We start from the raw sequence: 13,921 nt of genomic DNA on the forward strand, positions 1-13,921 counted from the left end.
AGATCATCCACGTCTACGACGGCATCGAGGAGGCCGACAACGAGCTCCCGCTGTGGTGGCTGTTCACGTTCTACGGCGCGGTGATCTTCGGCATCTTCTACTGGTTCTACTACGAGGGCTTCAACGTCGGAGCTTCGCCCATGCAGGCCTACGCCGCCGAGCTGCGCGAGCAGGCATCACAGGGCGGTGAGGTCAACGACGCGCTGATCGAGGCGCTGGCCATCGACCCCAGCGCCGTCGCCGCAGGGCGTGAGGTCTTCACGGCCCAGTGCGCCGTCTGTCATCGTGAGGACGGCGGCGGCAACATCGGGCCCAACTTGACGGACACGAGCTGGATCCACGGCGGTAGCCCGCTGAACATCCACAACACCATCCGAGACGGCGTCACGTCGGCAGCCATGCCTGCCTGGGGCGCGATGCTGGGGCCGACGGCCGTTCAGCAGGTGGCCGCCTACGTGGTCACCCTGCGCAACACCAACGTGGCCGACGGCAAGGCGCCACAGGGTGAGGTCTGGACCGAAGGCGGGGCTCCCAGCGGCGCCGCCGACCCAGCCACCGTGGACGCAGGCGTGCTGGACGCTACCCTCGGTGACCTGGGTGTCCCCGTGCTGCCCGTGGACACGCTGGACGGTGGCGTGACCACCACGACCGACGCGGCCGTGGTGGAGGCAGCACCCGCCGCGCCCCCCGCCGCTGCCCCGGCCCCCACCGAACCGGCTCCCACGCCGGCGGTTGCACCTGCCGCCGCTCCCTCCCAAGGCGAATAGTCATGACCAAGCGCCAGCTCCCCGTGATCGACGAACCGGCCAGCTCGCTGCGCACGGACGGCCGGCGCAACTACGTGCACCCCGCCGATGTGACGGGGCGCTTCATGACCCGCCGAAGGGTGGTGTTCGCGATCCTGATCGCCGTCTACGTGGCGCTGCCGTTCATTCAGGTGGGGGGGCGCCCAGCGGTGTTCCTCGACGTTGAGCACCGGCGCTTCTTCTTGTTCGGGCTCAGCATGAACGCGCAGGACTTCTGGCTCGCGTTCTTCGTGCTGAGCGGCGTCGGCTTCGCGCTCTTCGTGGTGACCACACTCTACGGCCGCATCTGGTGCGGCTATGCCTGCCCGCACTCGGTGTTCCTCGAGGGTGTCTTCCGCCCCATCGAGCGCCTCATCGAAGGTCCACGCAACGTGCGCATGCGTCGCAATCAGGGGCCGATGAGCTTCGACAAGCTCTGGCGCAAGGTGCTCAAGCACGCGGTCTTCCTGGGCACGGCGTTCTTGATGAGCCACTTCGTGCTCAGCTACTTCACCTCGCTGCCGGCCCTGCTGGACATGATCCAGCGCGGGCCCAGCGCGCACGGTGAGGCCTTCGCGTGGATGCTGGCCATGAGCGCCGCCATCTACTTCAACTTCGCGTGGTTCCGCGAGCAGCTGTGCCTGGCCATCTGCCCCTACGGCCGCCTGCAGTCCGCGCTGATCGACAACGACACGCTGGTGATCGGCTACGACGTGGGTCGCGGCGAGCCTCGCGGCAAGGCCAGCGACCCGGCCAACGGCGACTGCGTGGACTGCAACCGCTGCGTGGTGGTCTGCCCCACGGGCATCGACATCCGCAACGGGCTCCAGATGGAGTGCGTGGGCTGTGCGCAGTGCGTGGACGCGTGCGATGAGGTCATGCTCAAGCTGGGCCGCGCGCCGGGCCTGGTGCGCTACGACTCGCTCAACGGCCTCGAGGGCAAGAAGGCCCACTTCCTGCGCCCACGCGTCTACTTCTATGCCTTCATGGGGCTCGTCGGTCTGACCGTCATGACGTTCGCGCTGCGCTCTCACCAGAGCTTCGAGGGCAACCTGCTGCGCACCGGCGCCCCCTTCGTGGTGGACGCGGAGGGCGACGTGCTCAACATGCTCAACCTCCACCTGGTGAACAAGCGCGATGAGCCGGTGACGTTCGACATCGCGCCGGCCGACGAGCGCGACGGGCTGCGCTATCGGCTCCCGACACCCACGGTCACGCTCGGTCCCCTGGCGAGCCAACGGGTGAGCGTGGTCGCCACGTGGGAGCGCTCGGAAGACGGGGATGACGACGACCACGAAGACGCCGCACGGGAGGCTCCTCCGAGCCGGGTGCGCGTCCGCATCACCAGTCAGTACGACGACGAGACACGCCTCGCCGAGGTACCCTTCGTAGCCCCCCGATGACCATGAGCGCACCATGACAGATCGCGGACGAATTCTCGTAGTCGACGACGAGCCCAGCGCGAGGAGCGCGCTCCACCAGCTGCTCTCGCTCGAGGGCTACGAGGTGGAGTCGGCCGCCGACGGACGCGCGGCGCTGCTGAAGCTGGGCGCGTTCGAGCCCGACGTGGTGCTCACGGACCTCAAGATGCCGGGCATCGACGGACTCACGCTGGTGGAGCAGGGGCGCACCGAGTCCCCGCACACCGCGTTCCTGGTCATGACCGCGTTCGGCTCGGTGGACTCGGCCGTCGCTGCCATTCGCCTGGGCGCCGAGAACTACCTGACCAAGCCGCTCGACATGGAGGCGGTGACGGTGCTCGTGGCGCGCGCCGTGGAGCACGCGCGCCTGCGGCGGGACTCCGCGCGTCTGCGCGAGCAGCTGGGGCAGCGCCTGGACGCGCGCAACCTGATCGGCGACCACCCGTCCATGCAGCGCCTCTTCAAGGCCATGGCGCAGGTGGCCAAGAGCCAGGCTACCGTGCTCATCCACGGTGAGACCGGCACGGGCAAGGAGCTGATCGCGGCGGCCATCCACCAGAACTCGCCGCGCGCCGACCAGCCCTTCGTCAAGCTCAACTGCTCGGCGCTGGCGGAGTCCGTGCTGGAGTCGGAGCTCTTCGGACACGAGCGCGGCGCGTTCACGGGGGCGTTGCAGAAGCGTCGCGGCCGCTTCGAGTCGGCGCACGGAGGGACGCTCTTCCTGGACGAGGTCAGCGAGATCCCCATGTCCGTGCAGGTGAAGCTGCTGCGCTTCCTGCAAGAGAAGGACTTCGAGCGCGTGGGCGGCAACGAGACGGTGCGCGTGAACGTGCGCGTGGTGGCCGCCACCAACCGCGATCTCCTGAACGCGGTGGAAGACGGAACGTTCCGGGAGGACCTCTACTACCGCTTGAACGTGGTCCAGCTGGAGGTGCCGCCGCTGCGCGTGCGACGCACGGACATCCCCCTGCTCGCGCACCACTTCCTCGAGCGCTACGCGAAAGAGAACGAGCGCACCTTCGTGGGCTTCAGCGAAGCGGCGCTGCGCGCGCTGGTCAGCCACTCGTGGCCGGGCAACGTGCGCGAGCTGGAGAACGCGATCGAGCGCGCCGTGGTCCTCACCGAAGAAGACGAGATCGACGTGGACGCCTTCCCCCTGCTGCGGCGGGTACCCAAGAAGGGCACGGGCGTGGGGCTCGACGAGATGATCCCCGGCATCACCATGGCCGAGCTCGAGCGCATCGCCATCGAGCGCACGCTGGGGGCCGTGGGGGGTTCCACGGCCAAGGCCGCCGAGATGCTGGACATGAGCCGCCGAACGCTCCAGCACCGCATCAAGCAGTGGCGCGAAGGCGGCAGCGAGAGCGGGGCCGACGACGACGAGGCCGACGAGGACGCCGACTGAAGCGGCGTCGGTGGCGCTGCTTCGCGAGTCAGTCCTCGTCGCCGTAGGGAGGCTCGCCGCTCAGGGCCCGCGGGAATAGCAGGTCCTCCTCGATGCGGTGATGCTCGGCCAGCTGGAGCTCGAGCTTGTCCAAGAGGCGGTGGAGCTCGCTCATCAGGTGGGGATCGAGGGGCGCGGCCTCGCTGTATGCCGACGGTGCACCCACCGCCTCTGCGCACAGCGCAGCCAGCCGCCGCAGACCCCGCCCGCGCTCGTGGCTCTGGTGGTTGTCCACGTGCAGCGCGGCCATGATGTTGGCGCAGCGGGGACCCTGCCCCGACAGGATGCGGGGAAAGATCTCGTTCTCCTCGCGGCTCATGTGCAGCCGAGCGTCGTCGGCGAACCGGCAGGCGAGCGTGTGCATCGCCCTGGCAGCGGGGTGCTGGCTGAGCGCCGCGCTCTCCGTGAGGTGTTCCAGCAGCCGCAGATCCTGCCTCAGTGGAACGTGGAAGGCGTCGTACACGTACGAGATCAGCTCCGCGAGCGTGGCCGCTGAGGACGGGAGGGGACGCGCTGCCATGGATTCGAGACCCAACAGCTCCCTAGGAGGGGACTGGACGTAGGAAATGCTGCCCATGATGGATGACCGATGGTGCAATCCACGTGCCCGGCCTGCTTGACTGCATTTCTCAAGGGTTCTGGCGGTGCTCGCGCAGCGGGGGTTGCGCGCAGGTCGATGGATGCGCAGCGCTTGCGTTTACCCAAGGCATCGCGCCCGGGGTAGGCTCCCGGGATGGCGACGCTGCTCGACGAGCTCTTCCGGTACGTGGGCTTCGGACCCGAGGACGGCGCTCGGCTCATCGGCGCGTCAGCTGCCCTCACCCCAGCGTTCGACGCCATCGTCGACCGATTCTACGTGGCCATCGAGGCCAACCCGGAGGCGCGGGCAGTCTTCACGGACGAGGCACAGGTGGCGCGGCAGAAGAAGCTGCTGCGCTCGTGGTTGGTGCGGTTCTTCGCCGGCCCGTACGACGACAGCTACTTCGAGGAGCGCGCACGCATCGGTCGTGCGCACGTCCGCATCGGACTCCCGCAACGCTACGTGTTCGTGTCCATGAACGTCATCCGGTCGGGGCTGATCGAGGCCGTCGCTGCCTCCGGCGGGAGGGATGGCCAAGAAGCCGTGGCGCTCCAGCAGTCCATCCACCGGCTGTGCGACGTCGAGCTGGCCATCATGCTGGAGACCTACCGGGAGGACTACGACCGCGCGCTCCGGACGGCGGAGCGGCTGGCCACGCTGGGGCAGTTCGCCGGCACGTTGGCCCACGAGATGCGCAACCCGCTGGCGGTGCTGAGCACGTCCAGCCACCTGCTGCGCCGGAACGCCGGCGACCAGCCGAACGTGCTGCGTCACGTCGACCGCATCGAGCGACAGATCTCCGTCTGTGGACAGATCGTGGACGACCTGCTGGCGCTTGCCCGTGACCGGCCGCCCAGCTTCGAGACCGTGGAGCTGCGGCCACTCTTCGAGTTCGCCTGGGCACAGGTGCAGGCCAGCCAACACTCGCTCAGGCTCGACATCGCAGACGACGCGACAGTGCTCAGCGCGGACGCGAGCCAGCTGCGCCAGGTGCTGGTGAACCTGCTGCAGAACGCGACGCAAGCCATGAGCGAGCCGGGTGTCGTGAGCATCGAGGTGGTGCGCACCACGCTAGTCGAGCAGCGCGAAGAAGCGCTGCGCATCCGCGTCGAAGACTGTGGCGAGGGCTTCTCGGCCGAGGCGCTCGAGCACCTGTTCGAGCCCCTCTTCACGACCAAGGCCCGGGGTATCGGCCTCGGGCTGCCGCTCTGCCAGCGCGTGATCGCCAAGCACCGAGGCACGCTCTCGGCGGTCAACCACGAGCCGCGCGGGGCGAGGGTGGACATCGTCCTGCCAGTGGCGCAAAAAGAGGGGTCATGAGAGTCCTCCTGGTCGACGACAACGCGGAGCTGGCGGACAACCTCGCCGAGCTGCTGGCGAGCGATCAGACACAGGTCTACGCGCACTCGGACTCGGTTGCGGCGCTGGCCTGGGGCCGCACCCACGACTTCGACACGGCGCTGCTGGACGTCCGCATGCCGGCTCTGGGCGGCGTGGAGCTGATGCGCCTCCTGCGCGCCTGCCACCCGGACGCGCGCTTCATCTTGATGAGCGCCTTCACCCAAGACGCTCAGCTCGACCCGCTGCTGGACCACGTCGACGCCGTGCTGGTGAAGCCGCTCGACCTCTCCACGCTGGTCAAGGCCCTCGGGCGAAGCGCATGAGGCTGCGCGTCCTGGTCGTCGACGACAACGTCGAGCTCGCCGAGAACATCGCGGAGCTGCTCGAGGACCTGGACGACCAGCTCGACGTGGTGTTCTCGCGCGGCACACGCGGAGCGATGGACATCGCCGTGCGGTCCGGCTTCGACATCGCGCTGGTGGACATTCGCCTGGCGGAAGGGGACGACGGCCTCGCGCTCCTGCCCAAGTTGCGCGAGCTTTGCCCCGGCGGCGAGGTCATCCTGATGACCGGGCACGGCACGCTCGATTCGGCCATCACCGCGCTGCGCCAGGGGGCCTTCGCCTATGTGCTCAAGCCGTTCGACGCGCAGGACTTCCTGGAATTGGGCGGCCGCGTGCTCGCTCACGTGCGCCTGCGCAGCGAGCGCCAACGGCTGGCCGAGGAGCTGGAGCGATCGGAGGCCCTGCACCGTGCCATCGTGGAGCACACCGAGGCGCTGCTCGTGGGGATCGGCCCACATGGCGACGTGGGCTTCGCCGGTCCCCATGCGCTGCGCGCGCTCGGGACCTCGCGTGACGCACGCACGCAGGTGGTGGGTCAGCCTTTCCTCGACCACTTCGTGGCCGCGCGGGACCGAGACACCATGGAGCGGGCGCTCCGCTCGGCGCTGGCCGGTGATCGCGAGAACGACCTCGACGCCGCGCTGCGGCGAGCAGATGGCACCCCGCGCGTGGTGCGCTGGACCTTGACGCCGGTGCCACACCGCGCCCATGGCGAGAGCGCCGCCGTGGCGGTCATGGCCGTGGGGGTGGACATCACGGAGCAGCTCGACGCCGAGCGCACGGCCCGTGAAGCCGAGTCGTTGGCCGCCATGGGGCGCCTCACGGCGGGCCTGGCGCACGAGATCCGCAACCCCCTGAACGGCGCACTGCTGCAGCTGGAGCTCTTGATCCGTGCGAACGAACGCGCAGGAGACAGCCCCTCGAAGGAGGTGGTGCGCGAGACCAGCGACGTCATCAAGCGCGAGCTGCGTGGCCTCGCCGGCCTGCTGGACGAATTCCTCGAGATGGCGCGCGCACCCGTGCCGCGCCTCGAGCCCACGGACGTGGTGGCCTTGATCCACGAGCTGCTCGCGGCCCAGGCCCCCGTGGCGGAGGCCATGGCGGTCACGTGCCGCTACGTGGGTCCCCCCGCGCTCGCGGTCATGGCCGAGCGAGCCAAGCTGCGCCAGGCGCTGCTCAACCTGTTCAAGAACGCGCTCGAGGCCATGTCGGAGGGTGGCGAGCTGGGCTTCGAGGTCATCCCTGCGCCGCCCGCCACCCCCGACGCCTCCGAGCACGAGGTGTCCCGCGTGGAGCTGCGACTCACGGACAACGGCCCCGGGCTCGACGACGAAATGCTGCGCGAAGCGTTCCGGCCCTTCAAGACCAGCAAGCACGCCGGCACCGGCCTCGGGCTCGCCATCGTGGCGCGCACCATCCACGCGCACGGCGGCAGCGTGACCCTCGAGAACCGCCCAGAGGGTGGCGCCATCGCGCGTGTGCGCTTGATGCCGGCGCCCAGCCTGCCGGGCTAACGGGCCACGAGCGTGGCGTGCCGCGGCGGCAACCCGCGCGCCATGGTCAGCGCCACAGCGGTGCCTTCCGTGGCAGTGGTTTCGGTGAGCGTGAAGCGCCGCAGGCCCTCGCTCGCGTCGGGCACCAGCAAGAGGCCGCTGGCCGCGTCGAACGCCATGGTGCCCACCTGGTACTGGCCTTCGGCGGTGCCGAGCTGCGTCTGGACGCCCGTGGAGATCACCACGCGGTACACCGCGTCGTTGGTGGGCGCGATGAAGTCGCCGTACTCCGCCGCGACGAACTCGTCCGCCGAGATGGCCGTGATGCCGTTGACGGCCACCGCTGCGCTCATGTCCACGCTCGCCTCCCAGCGCGCCTCTTCCTCGAGGGCAGCGCCGTTCAGGTGCACCACGACCACGCCGGCGGTGGCGCGCACCTCGGCCGCGTCGAACGTCCCGGAGTGACCGGTGCAGGCGACCAGCGCGCGCGTGTCGTCTTCGGGCACCGGCACGATGGTCCCGCAGTTGCGCAGGCCGACAAGCGTCACGCTCGTGAGCGACGCGTCCGCTGGGTCCACCAGCACGACCACGCCATCTGCCGAGGCGCTGAAGTCCGCGCTCAGCAGGCCCAAGCCCACGGCTACGTAGTCTCCGAGCCGCAGCATGCGCGAGGGGCGCGCGAGCACGTCCGTCTCACCGACGACCGTGCTGAAGCTGGACAGGTCCACGCGCGCGCCGGTGCGCGCCATGGTGGTCGGATCGATCTCGATGAGGTCCGTGCCCGCCTCGCTCGCCTCCGCCGCGGCGTCGGGGTTCTGACCGAAGCGGCTGATCCACGCGCGGTCGCTGCCGAGCGCCAGGTAGTCCTGCGGATTGCTGGAGAAGCCCGCGACGCCTGCGGTGCTGTGGGTGCGCAGCTGCCCCACCAGCTCGCCGCCGGGGATCGCCACGCGCGTGATGACGTCCACGCGGAAGCGGTCTAGGACCACGACGTGGCCGGCCTCGGGCGTGGTCGGCAGCGACACGTCACCACCGAGCGCGGCCACCAATCCGGCCAGGGCGTCGGCCGACGTGAACCACTCCGCGTCGAGCGCGTCGCCCTCGCCGTCCAGCATGGCGATGGCGGTGCTGCTGTAGTCGCTGCTGACCACGGCGAACGCTGGCGTCGCGCCAAGTGCAGGAAGGTCCGTGGCGAGCGCTCGCACCACCACGAACACGCCGCCGCTGCCGTGGCTGAAGCTCGCGACGCCATCCGTGAAGGTGGCGCCGGCCACGATGGCCCACGGCGCATCCGTGCCGCTGGCCGCGAACACGAAGAGGTCCTCGTCGCCCCCCGAATAGGGGAGCGTGATGGCCACGGGCATGGCGAACACGGTGGTGGTCGGAGCCAGCTCGAAGGGCTGCCCGGTGAACTCCTCGCCGGCGCCCAGCGCCGTGACGTCGGTCTGCGCGAGGCGCGTGAGCGTGAGCGTGGTGGACTCCGCAAGGGCCTCCGCGGGGACCACCACGGACGCATTGCCCAGCACCAGCGTGCCACCGGCGGCGTCCACCGCGAGTGTCCGTGTGGAAGCGCCGTCGTCCGCGCAGCCGAGCGCCATCAGCGCCGCGAGCGGAGCCAGCATCCAAATCATCTTCGAGCGAGTCATTGCCATTCCTTTGAGTAGACCGCGCTCACCGCGACACGACGTCCGGGGAGCGCATAGCCGAGAACATCCGAGCCCGCGCGGTTGCGCAGGTCGCGGAGCGAGAGGGCGAGCTCGAGGCCGCGATAGGCGACACGCGCGCCCACCCCCAGCCACGCCCGCGCGGGGATCGCAATCAGGTTTGCTCCGTCGGCGTACAGCCGGCCCTGATGGCGCACGTCGGCGTAGAGCGTGCCGACCACCCCCGAGCGAAGCTCGCCAGTGCCGAGCTGCACGCGCAGGAAGCCCGTGGTGCGCGCGCGGTAGGGAAGCGCGTTCCCGAGCGCATCGCGTGAGTGCAAGAACGAGAACATGCCCGCCACCAGCAGGTGCTCGCTCAGCTGCAGCTCGCCGCTGGACTCGAGGCCGGCCACCCGCGCGGAGTCGATGTTCTCGAAGATGGTCTGCGACTGGCTCGTGCGCCGCGCGCGGATCAGGTCGTCGTCACGACGCACGTGCCCGCGGAGTTCGAAGCGCACGCAGAGGTCGTCGCTACCCGACTGCAGGAGCAGCCCGATGTCTCCGCCGAGGCCCGTCTCGGGGCGCAGCGCGTGGTTGGCGTGCACCATGCCACGATCGCCGAACAGCTCGAGCTGGCTGGGCAGCCGCGCCCCACGGAACGCCGACGCCGTGATCGACACCCCGCGCAAAGGGCTGAACGCTGCCCCCAAGCGAAAGGTCGGGAGCACGTCGCGCGCGGTGAACGTCTGGATGCGACCGAGGCGCAGCTCACGCGTATGCCCGAACGTGCCCAGCACCCGGACCGAAGGGCGCAGCGACCAGAGCCGCCCGTGCCGGCCTCCGTGCAGGTTGGCCTCGAGAGTCCCGGAGACCCCCTCACGCCGCGACGTGGGCTCCGCGAAGGCGTTGAGCCCGTCCTCGGGGTCGTAGCGGTAGCCAGACGCCTCCAGCACCAGTGTGGTGTCGAGCAGCGGGTGCGGCGACAGCTGGAGCGTCCCGCGCGTACGCCAGCTTCGCCCGTGGTCGTCGGTGTCCTGCGCGCCAACACCGAACTCCCCGAGCGTGTCGTCGAAGCGGTTGCGACGCCCGCTCATTAGCGCTTGGAGCGCCAGGCGCGCGTCGGCGCGGCCCGCGAACGAGCGTGAGAGCCCGAGCACGCCACGCACGTCGCTGCGCGTCTGCTCGGTCTGCAGCGATGGCGCGGAGAGCGGCCCGGGTACCCCCGCGTCGCGCGTGATGGTGAGCAGCACCGCGCGCAGCGTCCACTCGCCTTGGACCGCTCGCAGATGCAGGAACGACGAGGTGTCCACCACCTCGGCGTTGCGCACGCGGCGACGCACATCGTCCGTGTAGTCGAAGCGCGTGTTGCCGTCGTCCAGGTACGGGTAGTCGGAGCGCGAGCCGCGCGCCCCCGCCACGGCGAAGACCTCCACGTTCCCGCGCCGCAGGCTGACTTCCAGCCCGCCGCCGCCCGTGCGATAGCTGCCGGCGTTCGCGCGCAGCACGAGCCGAGTCCCGAGCACCGTCGCGGGGACCAAGCGCACCACGCCCCCCATGGGTGCCACGTTGAGGCGTGCCGGTGCGCCACCGCGGTAGACCTCGATCGCGTGGAAAGCGTCCAGCGGGAGCAGCGAGAAGTCGAACGCGCCGTCGTCCACGTCGTGGATCGGGAGGTCGTCCAGCACCACCTCCGTCTGGCTCGCGTCACCGCCGCGCAGACCGAGGCCCGAGAAGGCGCCGAGGCCCCCGAGGCTCTGCAGCTGTGCGCCGGGCAGCTCCGGGAGCACGTCCACGATCGTCTCGCCGGCCGCGCTGCGCTCGCGTAGGTCCACGCGGGTCCCGGACGCCGTGGCGTCGAGGCCGTTGTCCGAGGGCAGCGCGCGCTCCACCTCGGCGACCGCACCGAAGCCCTCCTCGTCATCCCCCTCCGCCTGAGCCCGCACACGGCCAACCCCCGCGCCCACGAGCGCGCACGCCAGCACGAAGCTCGCGAGAATCTTGGGGGTGGAGAGGCGTCCTGGCATCGGGCGGGTTCCCGTGCGGACGACACAACCAAAGAAGGCAACGCGACCTGACGCGTGGCCCTCGGAGCTGTGTCCCGCAGCAGAGGGTAGGCGTTCGAGCAGGTCTCCGGACTCGCGACCCTAGACCCCGTCGCCTTCCCAGACCGCCGCTCGCAGAGAGCGGCAGCGCCAGTGGCACCATGACGAGGTGTTCGATCGCATACCGTGGCGGGAACCGTGTCGGCATGGAACCGACTTCCCTCTTCGACCACCGCATGTCTCCGCAGTGGCCTCGCGCGACCTTCACCTCATGTGAGCAGCCGCGACCCAAGCGCTGCGCCGACTCTGAGAGGAATCCGGCGAGCGGTCAAGGGCCGAGTCAGAAGCGCGTGCCAGCGCGCACCGACAGCCCCAGCGAAACCGCCCCGCCATTGGCGCTCAGCACCGTGATCTCGGGCAGCTGCGCCTCGAGGTAGAGCGCCTTGGTGGCGTGATAGACCACCAAGGCGCCGGCGCGCACATAAAGCGAGGGCACACGGTTTCCCGTCAGACCCATGAACATGCCCAGGTCCACGCCCGCGCCCAGGTGCACCGGCGCGCGGAACGGGCTGGCCAAGTAGGCCGCGCCACCGTGCAGCGCGAAGCCCCCCGCAGCACCGAAGAAGATGTCGAGCCCAGCGCGCAGCTCGAGCCCCGTGTCGCCGAGCGCGTAGCCGAAGATCACCTCGGCGGTGCCGAGCGTGCCTCCCGAGCCGTTCGACCCCGCGCGAAGCAGGGGGTGCACCCCGAGGCCCACCTCGAAGAGCATGTGATCTTCCGCGCCATACCGCTCGCGGTCGGCGAAGGCCGTGCGCTCCGCTTCGGCGCGCTCGGCTTCGGCGCGCGCCTCGGCGTCCAGCTGCTCGCGAGCTGCCTGCTCTTCTGCCTCGCGCGCAAGTCGCTCGGCCTCCTCCTGCGCGCGCTGCTCGGCATCGCGGCCGGTCGTGTCGGCGCCTGCCAGGCGGCCCACGTCGTCGCCCAGGCCCTCGGGCCGCAGCAGCGCCTGCAGCAGCGCCATCAAGCGCTCGCGTTCGTGGGGGCGCAGCACCTCGGCGTCGATCTCTTCCACGCGCGTGTCGCGCGCATAGCCCACGCGCAGGGTCAGCCAATAGCCGTTGGCCGTGATGTCGTGCACGACGGGCACGACCACCCACGCGGCGCGGTTGAGCTCGGCCACGGCACGGAAGTCATTCGCACCCTCGGGCACCTCGTGCTGGGTGGCGTCGATGGCGCCTGCCTCGGTCACCGCGTCATGCCCGAGCGCGCGCACCGCCTCGGACACCGCGTCCGTGAGTGCGTCGTGCTGGTCTTCATCCCCGGCGCCGGTGGCCGTGACCACCACGACGCGGTCGGCGTGGGCGACCCCCGGAGCGAACCCGAGCGCCAGCAGCATGAGCGCGAGCGCGGCGGCTCCGCGGCGACCCGACGCTGTGACTTCCGAGAGGTGCGGAGACGCGGCGCGAGAACGCGCGTTCACGGGATTGTCGAGCTTCGGTCCGTTCCGCATGGTGCGCCGCAACATACGCAACATCTACGCCAATTTCGAGAACGCCTCCACCACCTCGGGCGGCGCCTGCACCAGCTCGATGAGCACGCCCTCCCCGCTCAGCGGCGTGGCCTCGTTGCCCTTCGGGTGGATGAAGCACACGTCGTAGCCCGCCGCGCCCTTGCGGATGCCACCCGGCGTGAAGCGCATTCCCTCCGCCGTCAGCCACTCCACCGCCACGTGGATGTCGTCCACCCAGAGGCCAATGTGGTTGAGCGCCGGCTGGTCCACGCGCGGCTTCTTCTCGGGGTCGATGGGCTGCATCAGGTCTACTTCCACCTTGAAGGGCCCGCTGCCCAGCACGGCGATGTCCTCGTCCACGTTCTCCTTCTCGCTCTGGAAGTTGCCGTGGAGCGTGAGACCCAGGGTGTCCACCCACAGCTTGCGCAGCGCGGACTTGTCGGGACCGCCCACGGCAATCTGCTGGATACCAAGGACCTTGAAGGGACGTGCGCTCACCAGGGGGCTCCTCTACCCAACCGGGCTACCGCGGTGTTCGCTCACCGGCTCGGGTGGTCGGGCGCCCGGACCATACACCGCGTTCGCGCGGGACGCATGCGCTGGCGAGGCGGCGTCAGGGCCGCTCCATGCCGTGCTCCACCAGCCACGCCAGCGGGTCGATGGCGTTGTCGCGGTAGGGCCCTGGGAACGGCGCGCGGCCATCCCTTCCGCGCTGCCGCACCTCGAAGTGCAGGTGTGGGTACATGCCCCGGAACTTGCCGTTGTTCGAGTTGCCCACGCGGCCCAGCTTCTGGCCTGCCGCGAGCGCCTGTCCCACCTCCACCAGCACCTCGTCGAGGTGAGCGTAGAAGCTGAAGTCGTCGCTCTCGGGGTGGTAGACGACCACGGCGTTCCCATAGCCCAGGAACCCGTGCAGACGCTCGGCGTCCGACGCCACGTTCAGCACGATGCCGCGCCTCGCCGCGAGCACCGCCGCCCCGCGCTCGGCGTTGAAGTCGAGCCCCGCGTGGAACTGTCGTCGCCGTCTCAGGCGCGCCCGTCGGTAGCCGAAGCCGCTGGCCACGCGGCCGCCCTCTACGGGAGCCACCGCCGGCTCGAGCGCGGAGCCCGTCAGCACCAAGCGCGGCAGCGCCAGCTTCACGGGAAAGCGCGCGTGCACCGGGTCCAGCGGCTCGGGCAGCGAGGAGATGAGGTCGGGCGCTGCCCCCGCGGTGCTACCTACTGCGAGCGAAGCCGCGAGCGCCAACAAGAGCGCGCTGGGCATGCGTCGGGTGAGGCTGGCCCGGGGCCGGCGGCTGGGGGGGGAAGTCAGCACGGGCGG

Annotated in this window: 12 protein-coding genes and 1 riboswitch; of the genes, 6 read left to right on the plus strand and 6 right to left on the minus strand. The window is 70.2% G+C overall.

Features of this window, described 5'->3' with window-relative positions:
• The first annotated feature begins 5 nt into the window (after positions 1 to 5).
• From IPI43_21430 to IPI43_21440, 3 genes are read left to right on the plus strand one after another with little or no spacing between them, the layout of a single operon-like run.
• Positions 6 to 767 (plus strand): c-type cytochrome, encoded by a 762-nt coding sequence (locus IPI43_21430; protein MBK7776663.1) that lies wholly within the window; start codon positions 6 to 8, stop codon positions 765 to 767.
• Positions 768 to 769: 2 nt separating this feature from the next.
• The gene (gene ccoG / locus IPI43_21435; GenBank protein MBK7776664.1) at positions 770 to 2,188 is read left to right on the plus strand and encodes a cytochrome c oxidase accessory protein CcoG; all 1,419 of its coding nucleotides are present in this window, start codon (positions 770 to 772) and stop codon (positions 2,186 to 2,188) included.
• A 13-nt stretch (positions 2,189 to 2,201) separates the two neighbouring features.
• Entirely contained in the window at positions 2,202 to 3,611 is a 1,410-nt protein-coding gene (locus IPI43_21440) for a sigma-54-dependent Fis family transcriptional regulator (protein MBK7776665.1), read from the plus strand.
• Between the two features lie 28 nt (positions 3,612 to 3,639).
• Here IPI43_21440 and IPI43_21445 read toward each other — a convergent pair whose 3' ends face one another.
• Positions 3,640 to 4,170, minus strand: coding sequence for a hemerythrin domain-containing protein (locus IPI43_21445; protein ID MBK7776666.1), 531 nt, complete (start codon positions 4,168 to 4,170; stop codon positions 3,640 to 3,642).
• A gap of 213 nt (positions 4,171 to 4,383) precedes the next feature.
• Between IPI43_21445 and IPI43_21450 the strand changes: the two genes are divergently transcribed.
• Genes IPI43_21450 through IPI43_21460 form a run of 3 tightly spaced genes read left to right on the plus strand, consistent with a single transcriptional unit; the run spans position 4,384 to position 7,429 of the window.
• Positions 4,384 to 5,550: a histidine kinase gene (locus IPI43_21450; GenBank protein MBK7776667.1), complete on the plus strand. Its 1,167-nt coding sequence runs from the start codon at positions 4,384 to 4,386 to the stop codon at positions 5,548 to 5,550.
• Positions 5,547 to 5,894 (plus strand): response regulator, encoded by a 348-nt coding sequence (locus IPI43_21455; protein MBK7776668.1) that lies wholly within the window; start codon positions 5,547 to 5,549, stop codon positions 5,892 to 5,894. Before IPI43_21450 ends, IPI43_21455 begins: the two co-directional genes overlap by 4 nt.
• The gene (locus IPI43_21460; GenBank protein MBK7776669.1) at positions 5,891 to 7,429 is read left to right on the plus strand and encodes a response regulator; all 1,539 of its coding nucleotides are present in this window, start codon (positions 5,891 to 5,893) and stop codon (positions 7,427 to 7,429) included. The genes IPI43_21455 and IPI43_21460 overlap by 4 nt, the downstream gene beginning before the upstream one ends.
• Here the strand turns inward: IPI43_21460 and IPI43_21465 are convergent.
• From IPI43_21465 to IPI43_21485, 5 genes are all read right to left on the minus strand, one after another.
• The gene (locus IPI43_21465; protein MBK7776670.1) at positions 7,426 to 9,054 is read right to left on the minus strand and encodes a hypothetical protein; all 1,629 of its coding nucleotides are present in this window, start codon (positions 9,052 to 9,054) and stop codon (positions 7,426 to 7,428) included. The genes IPI43_21460 and IPI43_21465 overlap by 4 nt on opposite strands.
• The gene (locus IPI43_21470) at positions 9,051 to 11,075 is read right to left on the minus strand and encodes a TonB-dependent receptor (GenBank protein MBK7776671.1); all 2,025 of its coding nucleotides are present in this window, start codon (positions 11,073 to 11,075) and stop codon (positions 9,051 to 9,053) included. Before IPI43_21470 ends, IPI43_21465 begins: the two co-directional genes overlap by 4 nt.
• Positions 11,076 to 11,154: 79 nt before the next feature.
• A riboswitch (cobalamin riboswitch) is annotated at positions 11,155 to 11,365 on the minus strand.
• 68 nt (positions 11,366 to 11,433) lie between these two features.
• The gene (locus IPI43_21475) at positions 11,434 to 12,600 is read right to left on the minus strand and encodes a hypothetical protein (GenBank protein ID MBK7776672.1); all 1,167 of its coding nucleotides are present in this window, start codon (positions 12,598 to 12,600) and stop codon (positions 11,434 to 11,436) included.
• A gap of 24 nt (positions 12,601 to 12,624) precedes the next feature.
• Entirely contained in the window at positions 12,625 to 13,098 is a 474-nt protein-coding gene (locus tag IPI43_21480; protein ID MBK7776673.1) for a VOC family protein, read from the minus strand.
• A 115-nt stretch (positions 13,099 to 13,213) separates the two neighbouring features.
• Entirely contained in the window at positions 13,214 to 13,915 is a 702-nt protein-coding gene (locus IPI43_21485) for a M23 family metallopeptidase (protein ID MBK7776674.1), read from the minus strand.
• Positions 13,916 to 13,921 lie beyond the last annotated feature (6 nt).

This window comes from Sandaracinaceae bacterium (assembly GCA_016706685.1).
GTDB lineage: Bacteria > Myxococcota_A > Polyangia > Polyangiales > Houyiibacteriaceae > JADJJE01.

Bases quoted from the DNA above. Each gene is read 5' to 3' on its own strand.
- IPI43_21475 (MBK7776672.1), bottom strand. From the start codon at position 12,600: ATGCGGAACGGACCGAAGCTCGACAATCCCGTGAACGCGCGTTCTCGC.
- IPI43_21470 (MBK7776671.1), bottom strand. From the start codon at position 11,075: ATGCCAGGACGCCTCTCCACCCCCAAGATTCTCGCGAGCTTCGTGCTG.
- IPI43_21455 (MBK7776668.1), top strand. From the start codon at position 5,547: ATGAGAGTCCTCCTGGTCGACGACAACGCGGAGCTGGCGGACAACCTC.
- IPI43_21445 (MBK7776666.1), bottom strand. From the start codon at position 4,170: ATGGCAGCGCGTCCCCTCCCGTCCTCAGCGGCCACGCTCGCGGAGCTG.
- IPI43_21460 (MBK7776669.1), top strand. From the start codon at position 5,891: ATGAGGCTGCGCGTCCTGGTCGTCGACGACAACGTCGAGCTCGCCGAG.
- ccoG (MBK7776664.1), top strand. From the start codon at position 770: ATGACCAAGCGCCAGCTCCCCGTGATCGACGAACCGGCCAGCTCGCTG.
- IPI43_21440 (MBK7776665.1), top strand. From the start codon at position 2,202: ATGACAGATCGCGGACGAATTCTCGTAGTCGACGACGAGCCCAGCGCG.
- IPI43_21465 (MBK7776670.1), bottom strand. From the start codon at position 9,054: ATGACTCGCTCGAAGATGATTTGGATGCTGGCTCCGCTCGCGGCGCTG.
- IPI43_21450 (MBK7776667.1), top strand. From the start codon at position 4,384: ATGGCGACGCTGCTCGACGAGCTCTTCCGGTACGTGGGCTTCGGACCC.